The following is a 12,039-nucleotide window of genomic DNA, read 5'->3' as shown; positions in this document are numbered from 1 at the left end:
TGGCGAAGGTGGACCCCGGGCGTCCGGGGCCGGCGAAGGGGCTGACACATGGGCCGACTGTTCGGGACCGACGGCGTGCGCGGGCTCGCCAACAAGGACGTCACGGCGGAGCTGGCGCTCGACCTCGCGGTCGCGGCCGCCCGTGTGCTCGCCACGAGGGGCGCGTTCGAGGGGCACCGGCCGCGCGCCGTGGTGGGCCGCGACTCGCGCGTGTCGGGCGAGTTCCTGGCGGCGGCCGTCGCAGCGGGGCTCGCGTCGGCGGGGGTCGACGTGAACAACGTCGGCGTGCTGCCGACGCCGGCGGTCGCCTTCCTGACCGGCGCGATGGACGTCGACCTCGGTGTCGTCCTCTCGGCGTCGCACAACCCGATGCCCGACAACGGCGTCAAGTTCCTGGCGCGGGGCGGCCACAAGCTCGACGACGAGCTCGAGGACGCGATCGAGCAGCTGCTCGGCGATGCGTGGGACCGGCCGCTCGGCGGCTCCGTGGGCCACATCCGCGTCGACACCGGCCGCGCGGGTGACGCGTACGTCGAGCACCTCATCGGCACCCTCCGGACGCGGCTCGACGGGCTGCGCATCGCGGTCGACTGCGCCAACGGCGCCGCGAGCGAGGTCGGACCCGCCGCGCTGCGCGAGGCCGGCGCCGACGTCGTCGTCATCAACGCCTCGCCCGACGGGCGGAACATCAACGAGAAGTGCGGCTCGACGCACCCGGAGCAGCTCCAGGCCGCTGTCGTCGCGTCGGGCGCCGACCTCGGTGTCGCGTTCGACGGCGACGCCGACCGGTGCCTCGCGGTGGACGCGACCGGGGCGCTCGTCGACGGCGACCAGATCATGGGCGTCCTCGCGCTCGCGGAGCGCGACGCCGGCTCGCTGGCGCACGACACGCTCGTCACGACCGTCATGAGCAACCTCGGCCTGCGCCTCGCGATGCGCGACGCCGGCATCGCGACCGTCGAGACCGCGGTCGGCGACCGCTACGTCCTCGAGGCGATGCGCGCGGGTGGGTACTCGCTCGGGGGCGAGCAGTCCGGCCACATCATCCTCGCCGCGCACGCCACGACGGGCGACGGCATCCTCACGGCGCTCCAGCTCGCGTCCCGCGTCGCCGCGACCGGCGCGTCGCTGACCGAGCTCGCGGGGGTCGTGCAGCGCCTGCCGCAGACGCTCGTCAACGTCAAGGGTGTCGACAAGGCGCGCGCCGCCGCCGACGAGGCGCTCCTCGACGCGGTGCACGCCGCGGAGGTCGCGCTCGGCGACAGGGGTCGCGTGCTGCTGCGTCCGTCGGGCACCGAGCCGCTCGTGCGCGTGATGGTCGAGGCGGGCACGCAGGACGACGCCGACCGCGTCGCGCACGAGCTCGCGGCCGTCGTGTCGGACCGCCTGGGTCTCGACGCGTGATCCGACGCCCCCGCGCGGCGAGCGCCGACCGGACGCTGCGTGACCTCGCGCTCGCCGTGGTCGAGTCCGCCGACGACCGCGGCGTCGCGCCGATCGTCCACGCCGGGCACCCGGTGCTGCGTGGCGTCGCCACGCCGTTCGACGCGCAGCTCGACGACGCCGAGCTGGCCGCGCTGCTTCGCGTCATGCGCGCCACCATGCACGCGGCGCCGGGGGTCGGGCTCGCCGCCCCGCAGATCGGCATCCCGCTGGCGCTGGCCGTCGTCGAGGACCCGGGCATGGGCTCGACCGACGCCGCGGTGGTCCGGGAGCGCGAGCCCCTGCCGTTCCGCGTGCTCGTGAACCCGGGCTACGAGGGCGTCGGCGACGAGCGCGTCGCGTTCTACGAGGGTTGCCTCAGCGTGCCGGGCTACACCGCCGTCACGGCGCGCCATCGCCGCGTGCGGCTCACCGGTCACGACGAGACAGGTGCGGCGCTCGACGAGGTGCTCACGGGCTGGGCCGCGCGCATCGTCCAGCACGAGACCGACCACCTCGCCGGCACGCTCTACCTCGACCGCGCCGAGCCGCGGTCGCTCGCCGCGACGGACGCGATCGGCGCGCGCTGGGCCATGGAGCCGACCCCCGAGTCGGCGGCCGCCGCCCTGGGGTTCTCGCTGGGGTAAGACCGGGGGCTACCCCGATGCCGGGACGCGCCCCTCGCCGTCTACCGTGGCAGGACCGCCGACGAGGAGTTGATGAGCCGTGGAGCACTGGGCGCTCGCCCTGGGGAGCTCGCCCTGGATCTTCGTCGTGCTCTACGTCTTCACGACGATCGACGGGTTCTTCCCGCCGCTGCCGAGCGAGTCGATCGTCATCGCGCTCGCGGCGCTGTCGGTGTCGACGGGCAGCCCGAACCTCGCGCTCGTCGTGCTCGTCGCCGCCGCCGGCGCCTTCACGGGCGACCAGATCGCGTACACGATCGGCACGCGCATCCACGTGCACGAGAACCGCTTCCTGCAGGGCGCGAGGGCGAAGGCCGCGGTCGACTGGGCGGAGCGTGCGCTCGAGAACCGGGGCGCGTCGTTCATCTTCGCGGCGCGCTACATCCCGGTCGGCCGGGTCGCGGTCAACATGACGGCCGGCGCGCTCAGGTACCCCCGCCGCCGGTTCGTCGGGCTGACCGCCTGCGCGGCCGTCGTGTGGGCCCTGTACGGGGCACTCATCGGCATCAGCGCGGGCGCCTGGCTGAAGAACCACCCGTTCGTCGCGGTGGGCGTCGGGGTGGTCGCGGGCATCCTGATGGGCCTCCTCGTCGACACCGTGCTGCGGCACTGGCCCGCCATCCGGGCGCGGTTCGGGGCGCGCGAGCGTCCGCCGGTCACGGACGGCTCACGATCCGGCCCCGACGCCTAACGATCCGGTCACAGCGGCATGCACCGTCGTGACGGGCTGCTTATCCTCGAGGTGGTCGATGCCGAGGTCGGCCCCCCTCTCACGGTGAGCCCGGGCCGGGCCGTTCCGCCGCGCGCGGGGACGGGTGGGCAGGGGGTCGCGGCATGCGGGACGAGCGGTACCGGCGGGGCAGAGGGGTCGCGGTCGGGGTCGGGGCGGTGGCCCTGCTGACGGCGGGCGCCGGGCTCGCCGGTTGCGCCCCCCGCGTGGTCGCCGTCTCCGCGCCCTCGGCCGTGGTCGCCGACGACGCCGACTGCCGAGCGCCGCAGGTGCTCGCGGCTCTCGGGCTGGCGGAGAGCGCCGCGGGTGCCGAGGCCACCATGACGGCTGCACCCGCCCACGCCGACGCCCCGCCGGCCGGCACGGTGCCCGACGGCTTCACGCCCGTCGCGGTGCTCGAGTGCACGCCGGGCGGCGCGCTCCGCGACGCGCAGGGCACGTGGACGTCCGTCACTGCGACCCGGCGCGAGGGCGACCTGAAGCCCTTGCTGCGCGCGCTCGGCCACACCACCGCGGAGTCGGCGACGGCGAGCGACGAGGCCTGCGAGCCGCACCCCGACGCCATCCAGCTGTGGCTCGTCGACGTGCTCGGCCAGGCGATCCGCGTCGCCACGCCGACGAGCCGGTGCGGCGTGCCCGTGCCTGCGGTCGTCCGCGCTGTGGGCGCGCTCGAGGCGACCGACACCGCGACGTACCCGGTCCAGCTCGTCGCAGCGCGCTGAGCGGCGGCCGTCGAGCGCGCGAGGCGGCTACAGCTTGCGCAGGCGGACGCGCTCGACGGCGTGGTCGCGGCCCTTGGTGAGCACGAGCGTCGCGCGGCTGCGCGTCGGCAGGATGTTCTGCTCGAGGTTCGGCGCGTTGATCGAGTCCCAGATCTGCTCCGCGCGCGCGACGGCCTGCTCGTCCGTGAGGTCGGCGTACCGGTGGAAGTACGACTCGGGGCGCTGGAACGCGGTCGCGCGCAGGCGCAGGAACCGGTCGACGTACCAGTCGCGCACGTCGGGCTCGCGCGCGTCGACGTAGATCGAGAAGTCGAAGAAGTCGCTGACCGCGAGGCTGCTGTGGGAGCCCGTCGCGGGCCGCGCCGGCTGCAGGACGTTGAGGCCCTCGACGATCAGCACGTCGGGCCGGTGCACTACGGTCTCGGCGCCCGGCACGATGTCGTACGTCACGTGGTCGTACACGGGGGCGCGGACCTCGGCCCGGCCCGCCTTGACCTGCGAGACGAACCGCAGCAGGGCGCGCCGGTCGTAGGACTCCGGGAAGCCCTTGCGCTCCATCAGCCCGCGCCGCTCGAGCTCGGCGTTGGGGTAGAGGAACCCGTCGGTCGTCACGAGCTCGACGCGCGGCGTCGCGGGCCAGCGGGCCACGAGCTCGCGCAGCAGGCGCGCCGTCGTCGACTTGCCCACCGCGACCGAGCCCGCGACGCCGATGACGAACGGCGTGGGCTCGATGTCCTCGCGCAGGAACGTGCTCGACGCGCCGTGCAGGCCGCGGGTCGCCTCGATGTACAGGTCGAGAAGCCGCGAGATCGGCCGGTAGATCGCGTCGACCTCGGCGAGGTCGATCGGGTCGCCGAGGCCGGCGAGGCGGTCGACGTCGGCGTCGGTCAGCGGCAGCGGCGTCGACGCGGAGAGCCGGGTCCACGCCTCGCGGTCCAGGTCGACGTACGGCGTGGCCGGGACGGGGGACGAGGGCACGGGACGATTCTGCCGGTCGCGGGGCGGTGGTCGCCGCCGCAGCGCCGCCCGTGCGCCCGGGGCACCGGGCGTCGTCAGCCGCGCGACGCGCCCCCGGGTGCCCGGAATCCGCTAGGTAGACTCCTCTGCCATGTGTGGAATCGTCGGCTACGTCGGCCCTGCGGCGCCCAGCGAACGCCCGTTGGACGTCGCGCTCGAAGGCCTGCGGCGTCTCGAGTACCGCGGCTACGACTCCGCGGGCGTGGCGCTGGTCACCCCCGACGGCCGGCTCGAGACCGCGAAGAAGGCCGGCAAGCTCGCCAACCTGGTCGAGGAGCTCGACTCCCACCCGCTCGATCCCGCGACCGCCGCGATCGGTCACACCCGGTGGGCGACGCACGGCGGTCCCACCGACGTCAACGCGCACCCGCACGTCGCCGGCCGCCTCGCGGTGATCCACAACGGCATCGTCGAGAACTTCGCGCAGCTCAAGGCCGACCTGCTGGCCGACGGCGTCGAGTTCGCGTCCGAGACCGACACGGAGGTCGTCGCGCACCTCGTCGCGCGGGCCTACGACCGCACGGGCGACCTGACGGAGGCCCTGACCGAGGTCGCGCGTACGCTGCACGGCACGTTCACGCTGCTCGCGGTCCACGCGGACCGGCCGGACGCGGTCGTCGGCGCGCGGCACGACTCGCCGCTCGTGGTCGGTCTCGGCGACGGCGAGAACTTCCTCGGCTCCGACGTCGCGGCGTTCATCGCGCACACGCGGGACGCGCTCGAGCTCGGCCAGGACCAGGTCGTGACGATCACGCCGGGCTCGGTCGACGTCACCGACTTCGACGGCAAGCCCGTGCAGGCGCGGCGCTACACGGTCGACTGGGACGCGGCGGCCGCCGAGAAGGGCGGCTTCCGCTCCTTCATGGACAAGGAGATCCACGACCAGCCGCACGCGGTCGCGGACACCCTGCTGGGCCGCACGGACGCCGCGGGCCGCCTCGTGCTCGACGAGATCCGCATCGACGAGTCGGTGCTGCGGTCGATCGACAAGATCGTCGTCATCGCGTGCGGGACCGCGGCGTACGCCGGTCAGGTCGCCAAGTACGCGATCGAGCACTGGTGCCGCATCCCGGTCGAGGTCGAGCTGGCGCACGAGTTCCGCTACCGCGACCCGGTGGTCGGGCCGCGCACCCTCGTGGTCGCCGTCTCGCAGTCGGGCGAGACGATGGACACGCTCATGGCCGTGCGGCACGCGCGCGAGCAGGGCGCCAAGACGCTCGCGATCGTCAACACGCACGGCTCGACCATCCCTCGCGAGTCGGACGCCGTGCTCTACACGCACGCGGGCCCGGAGATCGCGGTGGCGTCGACGAAGGCGTTCCTCGCGCAGATCACGGCCGCGTACCTGCTCGGCCTGTACCTCGCGCAGCTGCGTGGCAACAAGTTCCCGGACGAGATCAAGACGATCCTCGACGAGCTCCGCGCGATGCCCGACAAGATCCAGCAGGTCATCGACCGCTCCGGCCGCGTCCGCGAGATCGCGCGCTGGATGGCCGACGCGCAGTCGGTGCTCTTCCTCGGCCGGCACGTCGGCTACCCCGTGGCGATGGAGGGCGCGCTCAAGCTCAAGGAGCTCGCGTACATCCACGCGGAGGGCTTCGCCGCAGGCGAGCTCAAGCACGGGCCGATCGCGCTCATCGAGCCGGGCCAGGCGGTGTTCGTCGTCGTGCCGTCGCCGCGCGGGCGCGACTCGCTGCACTCGAAGGTCGTCTCGAACATCCAGGAGATCCGGGCGCGCGGCGCGCGGACCATCGTCATCGCCGAGGACGGCGACGAGGCGGTGCGGCCGTACGCCGACGAGGTGTTCTCGGTGCCGCAGGCTCCCACGCTGCTCGCGCCGCTGCTGGCCGTCGTGCCGCTGCAGGTGTTCGCGTGCGAGCTCGCGACGGCCAAGGGCCTCGACGTCGACCAGCCGCGCAACCTCGCGAAGTCCGTCACGGTCGAGTAGCCCACCGGTGGAGCTCGCCGCCGCGCAGGCGCAGGTCGAGGCGATCTCGCGCGTCTACGCGCGCCTGCACGGCATCGAGCGCACCGACGACTGGCTCGTGCTCAAGCTCTCCGAGGAGGTCGGCGAGCTGGTGCAGGCGTACCTCGCGTCGAGCGGGCGGTCCCGGCACGCCGCCGAGCCCGGCGCGCTCGAGGCCGAGCTGGCGGACGTGCTGGCGCACCTGCTGCTCGTCGCGCAGCGGCTGGACGTCGACCTCGACGCCGCGCTCGAGGCGAAGTGGGGCCGCTGGCGTCACCTCGTCGAGGAGCGCGACACCGTGGGTCTGCCCGCGGCTGCCGGCCTGCGCGACGCGGCCACGGGGGAGCGCGCGTGATCGTCGGGGTCGGCATCGACGTCGTCGACGTCGCTCGGTTCGTCGCGACCCTGCACCGGGTCCCGGCGCTGCGCGAACGGCTCTTCACCGACGAGGAGCGGCACATGCCCGAGACGTCGCTCGCGGCGCGGTTCGCGGCGAAGGAGGCGATCGCGAAGGCGCTCGGCGCCCCGCCCGGCATGTCGTGGCAGGACGCGACCGTGCGGCGTGTCGCGGGCGCGCAGCCGGTCGTCGAGGTGATCGGCACCGTCAAGGCGCGCGCCGACGCGCTCGGGGTCAGCCGGTTCCACCTGTCGATCTCGCACGACGCGGGTATCGCGTCGGCCGTCGTGGTGGCCGAGCGGGACTGACGCCCGGTCAGAGGTAGAAGCCGTCACCCTGCTGGTCGGGCTGGGGCGCGGCCCGCGGGGCGTCGCCGCGGAGCGCGAGCCAGAGCCCGTCGGCCGCGAGAGGCCCGACGAGCCAGAGCGTGCCCGTGCTCGGGCAGCGCCGCACCTGGGAGCCGGGGATCACGGCCAGGGCCTGGGCATCGGCCAGGTGCTGCGCGGCCGTCTCCTCGGCGAGCCAGCCACGCAGCCACGCGTCGGACCAGCACCGGCACGAGGCGCCCTCGCGCGCGCGGGACTGCGCACGGGCCGACAGCTCGCGCCGGGCCCTCGAACGGCGGCGTGCCCGGATCGCCCACCGGACGAGCAGCACGCCGCCGGCCGTGCCGAGCGCCGCCCCCGCCAGGTACGCGAACCCCGCCGAGCCCGAGTCCGCCCATGCGGCGAACCCGGACCCGGCGAGTGCGGAGAGTGCCGCGAGGGCGGGTGCGACCAGCGCCGTGCCGGCCGCCAGGCCCGCGATCGCCGCGATGCCGTACCAACCGCCGTTCCGGTTGCCCGGCGGTACGAGCCTCTGCTCCTGCTCGTCCCACACGAGGCCGCGCACGTCGCGCCACACCGCGCTCTCGGCCGCCGTCATGCCGGGCAACGGGACGCGGCGCGCCCACAGCGCGCCGCCGAGGGAGACCGCGACGATGCCGATCACGCGGACGCCGGGGGCGGGCACGACGGTGGTGAGCGCGATCAGGCCGCCGATCAGCACCGCGGCGAGCGCCGTGGCGACCGCGACGACCGTGACCGGACGCCGCGCGGGGACCGCCCCCAGTGCTGCGCGTACCTCGGCGGATGAAGGCACGAGCATCAGCGTCGTGCGGAGGACCAGCCGTGCGCCCGCCACGTCCCCGCGTTCGAGGAGGCCCTGGGCGATCGCGACGGCCACGCCCGGTCGGCGCTCGAGGTCGGCCGCGATGGCGGCGCCGACCACGTCGAGCACGAGGCGGCCGACGTCCTGCGGGTCGTCGCGACGACGGGACGCCACGATCGCGACCCCCGCCCGCACCCGCGCCGTCCGGCCGTGCGCCCCGCTGCCGCGGGCGGCGACCCAGGCGCTGTCGGCCGTCGCGAGCTCGCCGCGCTGGTCCGCGACAGCGCCCACGAGGGCGGCCAGCCACGCGCCGCCGTCGATCCGGGCCGCGGCGGCGAGCAGCCAGTGCCACGCTCCGTCGTCGCCGCACGCCGCACAGGCGGCCGCGAGGACGACGTCCCGCGCTGTGAGGTCGGAGCCGGACGGCGGCGTGGCGCCGGCGCGGAGCAGCTCGTCCCGCGCCTGCGCCGACCGGCCCAGCTGGATCAGGTCGTACGAGCGTCCCGTCCAGCTGGACCGGCCGTCCAGGTCAGACGGGCAGGCCTCGTCGAGCTGCAGCGCCAGGGCGTGCTCGCCCAGGTCGCGCGCCGCTGCCTGCCAGAGCCGCACGGAGTCCTCCGGCCGGGCTGCGACTGCGGGGCTCGACCAGGACGACTGCCATGACACGTCTGTCCATCGACGTCAGGCGGGCGCGCCTTGAGCCCGTCAGCGCAGCTCGGGGATCACCCGGCTCTCGAACAGCTCGATGCTCGTGCGGTCGTACGCGGCGTCGGCGAAGAAGCCGATCGCGTACCCCAGGCCGAGCGTCTGCATGTGCTGGAGCTTCTCGACGATCTGCTCGACCGTGCCGACGAGGTAGCCGCTCCGGAACTCCTCGCCGACGCTCGCCGCCTTGTCCGGCACCGTGAGCGCGTAGTGCTCCTCGACCCAGGCGATCTTGTCGTCGACGTCGGCCTGCGTCTCGCCGATCACCACGTTGTAGTTGGCCGAGCGGACGATCTCGTCGACGTCGCGTCCGATGGCGCGGCAGTGCTCGCGCAGCACCTGCGACTTGTGCGAGAACTCGTCGGGCGAGCCCCCGAAGTTCGTGTACGCCGCGTGCTCGGCCGCGATCCGCAGCGTCTTCTTCTCGCCGCCGCCCGCGATCCAGAGCGGCGGACCGTCCACCTGCAGGGGGAGCGGCGACAGCTGCGCGCCGTCGACCCGGTAGTGCTCGCCCTCGAAGGTCGCGACGCCGTTGGTCCAGAGCTGCTTGAAGATCTGCACGCCCTCGTCGAGCATCGCGATCCGCTCGCCCGCGCGCGGGAAGCCGTACCCGTAGGCGCGCCACTCGTGCTCGTACCAGCCGGCGCCGATGCCCATCTCGATGCGGCCGCCCGACACGATGTCCGCGGTCGTCGCGACCTTCGCGAGGTAGGCGGGGTTGCGGTACGCCATGCACGTGCACATCTGGCCGAGCCGGACGCGGTCGGTCACCGCGGCGAAGGCGTTCATCAGGCTCCACGCCTCGTGCACCGCCTCGCCGTTGGGCTCGGGCACGGAGTGGAAGTGGTCGTACACCCAGGCCGACTCCCACGCGTCGCCGCGGTCGGCGTGCTGGACGAGGTCCTTCATGACGGACCAGTGGTCGCGAGGGTCGATGCCGGTGAGGTCCTGCCGCCAGCCCTGGGGGATGAAGAGTCCGAAGCGCATGCTCGGCACGCTACCTGCGATACGGGGAGGATGAGTCCCGTGCTTCTGTCGTGGACGTCGGCGCAGGTCCGAGCCGCCGAGGAACCGCTGCTCGCGTCGGGCGTGCCGCTCATGGAACGGGCGTCGTTCGCGCTCGCCGGTGTCGCGGCGCGCGAGCTGCGGGCGCTGCGCGGGCGCGTGGCCGGCTCGCGGGTCGCGGTGCTGGTCGGGGCGGGGAACAACGGGGGTGACGCGCTGTTCGCCGGCGCGCTGCTGGCCGGGCGCGGCGTCCGGGTGGACGCGGTGCTCGCCGCCGAGCGGGTGCACGAGTCGGGGCTCGCGGCGCTCGTGCGGGCCGGCGGGCGGACCGTCCTGCTCGGTGCCGAGCCGGGTGGCGTCGGCGCGGTCGCGGACGTGGTCGGCGACGCCGACCTCGTCGTCGACGGGCTGCTCGGCATCGGCGCGCGTGGCGGCGGCGTGCGCGGCGCTGCCGGTGAGCTCGTCACGCTGCTCGGCGAGCGCCGCGCGGGCGGCGGTGGGCCGTTCGTCGTCGCGGTCGACCTGCCGTCGGGCGTGGGCGTGGACGACGGGACGCGCGCCGGCCCGGTGCTCGACGCGGACGTGACGGTGACGTTCGGCGGCGCGAAGCCCGCGCTGCTGCTGCCGCCCGCCGCGGCAGCCGCGGGACGGGTCGAGGTCGTGGACCTCGGCCTGCCGCTCGACGCTCAGCCCGCCGTGGTGCGGCTCGAGCCCGCGGACGTCGCCGGCCTCTGGCCGGTGCCGCCGCCCGACGCGCACAAGTACACGCGCGGCGTGCTGGGTGTCGTCGCCGGGACGCGCGCCTACCCGGGTGCCGCGGTGCTCGTGACGACCGCCGCGGTGCTCGCCGGCGTCGGGATGGTGCGGTACCTCGGCGACGTCGCCGACCTCGTCGTGGCTCGCCGGCCCGAGGTGGTGACGGGCACCGGCCGCGTGCAGGCGTGGACGCTCGGACCCGGCGTGTCGCCCGAGGACGCCGCGCAGCGCCGCCGGGTCGAGCACGCGTTCGACGGCATCGTGCACCGCGGCGAGCCCGCCGTGGTCGACGCGGGCGCGCTCGACCTCCTGCCCGCGCACGTCGGGCCGCACGTGGTCCTGACGCCGCACGCCGGCGAGCTGGCGCGGCTGCTCGGCGAGCGGGGCGGCCGCGACGACCGCGTACCACGCGAGGCGGTCGAGGCCGAGCCGCTGCGCTGGGCCCGGCGGGCGCACGAGCTCACGGGGGCGACCGTGCTGCTCAAGGGCGCGGTCACCGTGGTGGTGGGTCCGCACGGCGTCGCGTACGCGCAGGCGGAGGCGCCGCCGTGGCTCGCGACGGCGGGCGCGGGCGACGTGCTCGCGGGCCTGCTGGGCGCGATGCTGGCGGCCCGCGACGCCGACGTGCACGACGACCCGACGCTGCCCGCCGCCCTCGCGGCCGGTGCCGCGCTCGTGCACGGCCATGCGGCGGACCGCGCGAACCCCGGGGGTCCGGTGGCGGCGCGTGCCGTCGCGCAGGCGCTCCCGGCCACCGTCGCCGCGCTGCTGGCGGGCCGGTCGTGACGAGAGGAACCGAGGCCGAGACGCCGGCGGACGTCGAGACGCGCCCGCTCGACCCCGAGCTCGTCGCCCGCGTCGAGGGGCTGCTCGCGCGCGGCGGGCGGCGCGTGCTCGGCATCGCGGGCTCCCCGGGCGCCGGCAAGTCGACGCTGTCTGCCGCGGTCGTGGCCGCCTTCCCGGGGCGTGCCGTCGCGGTGCCGATGGACGGGTTCCACCTCGCGCAGAGCGAGCTCGAGCGCCTCGGCCGCGCGCACCGCAAGGGCGCACCCGACACGTTCGACGCGGCGGGCTTCGTCGCGCTCCTGCGCCGGCTGCGCGAGCCCGTGCCCGGCGAGACCGTGTACGCGCCCGAGTACCGCCGCGACCTGCGCAACGGCGTGGCCGGCGCGATCGCGGTGCCGCCCGACGTGCCGCTCGTCGTCACCGAGGGGAACTACCTGCTGCTCGACGCGGCCGGGTTCGCGCCGGTCGCGGGGCTGCTCGACGAGGCGTGGTTCGTCGCACCCGACGACGGCGTGCGCCTCGAGCGGCTCGTGGCGCGGCACGTGCGGTTCGGCAAGGCGCCGGACGCCGCGCACGCGTGGTCGCACGGCCCGGACGAGGCGAACGCGCGGCTCGTGGCGGCGACCGCCGCGCGCGCGGACGTCGTGGTCCGGGAGGAGTGACGGTGACCGGTCGGCGCGTCGCGCCGGCGGCGGGCG

The 12,039-nt window shown here is 75.3% G+C and carries 12 protein-coding genes; 9 read left to right on the top strand and 3 right to left on the bottom strand.

Features of this window, described 5'->3' with window-relative positions:
- The first annotated feature begins 48 nt into the window (after positions 1-48).
- The 4 genes from glmM (at position 49) to QRT04_RS05055 (ending at position 3,560) form a co-directional block, all read left to right on the top strand.
- Positions 49-1,404, top strand: a complete 1,356-nt coding sequence (glmM, locus tag QRT04_RS05070; RefSeq protein WP_289453996.1) for a phosphoglucosamine mutase — start codon at positions 49-51, stop codon at positions 1,402-1,404.
- A complete protein-coding gene (locus tag QRT04_RS05065; RefSeq protein WP_407653557.1) occupies positions 1,401-2,069 on the top strand; it encodes a peptide deformylase in 669 nt (222 codons plus the stop codon). Before glmM ends, QRT04_RS05065 begins: the two co-directional genes overlap by 4 nt.
- A 79-nt stretch (positions 2,070-2,148) precedes the next feature.
- Positions 2,149-2,799 carry a DedA family protein gene (locus QRT04_RS05060; RefSeq protein ID WP_289453994.1) on the top strand — a complete coding sequence of 217 codons (651 nt, stop codon included), beginning with the start codon at positions 2,149-2,151 and terminating at the stop codon, positions 2,797-2,799.
- Between the two features lie 197 nt (positions 2,800-2,996).
- Positions 2,997-3,560: a hypothetical protein gene (locus tag QRT04_RS05055; protein ID WP_289453992.1), complete on the top strand. Its 564-nt coding sequence runs from the start codon at positions 2,997-2,999 to the stop codon at positions 3,558-3,560.
- A 27-nt stretch (positions 3,561-3,587) separates the two neighbouring features.
- Here the strand turns inward: QRT04_RS05055 and coaA are convergent, their stop codons facing one another.
- The gene (coaA, locus tag QRT04_RS05050; protein WP_289453991.1) at positions 3,588-4,538 is read right to left on the bottom strand and encodes a type I pantothenate kinase; all 951 of its coding nucleotides are present in this window, start codon (positions 4,536-4,538) and stop codon (positions 3,588-3,590) included.
- 130 nt (positions 4,539-4,668) lie between these two features.
- Between coaA and glmS the strand changes: the two genes are divergently transcribed.
- The 3 genes from glmS to QRT04_RS05035 are packed head-to-tail and all read left to right on the top strand — an operon-like array spanning position 4,669 to position 7,248.
- Positions 4,669-6,525 (top strand): glutamine--fructose-6-phosphate transaminase (isomerizing), encoded by a 1,857-nt coding sequence (glmS, locus tag QRT04_RS05045; RefSeq protein WP_289453990.1) that lies wholly within the window; start codon positions 4,669-4,671, stop codon positions 6,523-6,525.
- A 7-nt stretch (positions 6,526-6,532) separates the two neighbouring features.
- Positions 6,533-6,898, top strand: coding sequence for a MazG nucleotide pyrophosphohydrolase domain-containing protein (locus QRT04_RS05040; RefSeq protein WP_289453989.1), 366 nt, complete (start codon positions 6,533-6,535; stop codon positions 6,896-6,898).
- Positions 6,895-7,248, top strand: coding sequence for a holo-ACP synthase (locus QRT04_RS05035; RefSeq protein ID WP_289453987.1), 354 nt, complete (start codon positions 6,895-6,897; stop codon positions 7,246-7,248). The genes QRT04_RS05040 and QRT04_RS05035 overlap by 4 nt, the downstream gene beginning before the upstream one ends.
- 7 nt (positions 7,249-7,255) lie before the next feature.
- Here QRT04_RS05035 and QRT04_RS05030 read toward each other — a convergent pair whose 3' ends face one another.
- Together QRT04_RS05030 and QRT04_RS05025 are read right to left on the bottom strand one after the other, a co-directional pair.
- On the bottom strand, positions 7,256-8,698 hold the full coding sequence (locus QRT04_RS05030; protein WP_289453986.1) for a hypothetical protein: 1,443 nt from the start codon (positions 8,696-8,698) through the stop codon (positions 7,256-7,258).
- Between the two features lie 96 nt (positions 8,699-8,794).
- Positions 8,795-9,781, bottom strand: coding sequence for an LLM class F420-dependent oxidoreductase (locus QRT04_RS05025; protein WP_289453984.1), 987 nt, complete (start codon positions 9,779-9,781; stop codon positions 8,795-8,797).
- Between the two features lie 30 nt (positions 9,782-9,811).
- On the opposite strand from QRT04_RS05025, the gene QRT04_RS05020 reads away from it, so the two are divergent.
- Positions 9,812-11,341 (top strand): bifunctional ADP-dependent NAD(P)H-hydrate dehydratase/NAD(P)H-hydrate epimerase, encoded by a 1,530-nt coding sequence (locus QRT04_RS05020; protein WP_289453983.1) that lies wholly within the window; start codon positions 9,812-9,814, stop codon positions 11,339-11,341.
- Complete coding sequence (locus QRT04_RS05015) at positions 11,338-12,003, top strand: nucleoside/nucleotide kinase family protein (RefSeq protein WP_289453982.1); 666 nt, start codon at positions 11,338-11,340, stop codon at positions 12,001-12,003. The genes QRT04_RS05020 and QRT04_RS05015 overlap by 4 nt, the downstream gene beginning before the upstream one ends.
- Positions 12,004-12,039: the final 36 nt, after the last annotated feature.

This window comes from Cellulomonas alba (assembly GCF_030362835.1).
GTDB classification, from domain to species: domain Bacteria; phylum Actinomycetota; class Actinomycetes; order Actinomycetales; family Cellulomonadaceae; genus Cellulomonas; species Cellulomonas alba.
This window is presented reverse-complemented; position numbering and strand designations above follow the sequence as displayed.

What these genes read in the sequence shown, in the direction of transcription:
- glmM (WP_289453996.1), top strand. Translation starts at nt 49, where the DNA reads ATGGGCCGACTGTTCGGGACCGACGGCGTGCGCGGGCTCGCCAACAAG.
- glmS (WP_289453990.1), top strand. Translation starts at nt 4,669, where the DNA reads ATGTGTGGAATCGTCGGCTACGTCGGCCCTGCGGCGCCCAGCGAACGC.
- QRT04_RS05025 (WP_289453984.1), bottom strand. Translation starts at nt 9,781, where the DNA reads ATGCGCTTCGGACTCTTCATCCCCCAGGGCTGGCGGCAGGACCTCACC.
- QRT04_RS05020 (WP_289453983.1), top strand. Translation starts at nt 9,812, where the DNA reads ATGAGTCCCGTGCTTCTGTCGTGGACGTCGGCGCAGGTCCGAGCCGCC.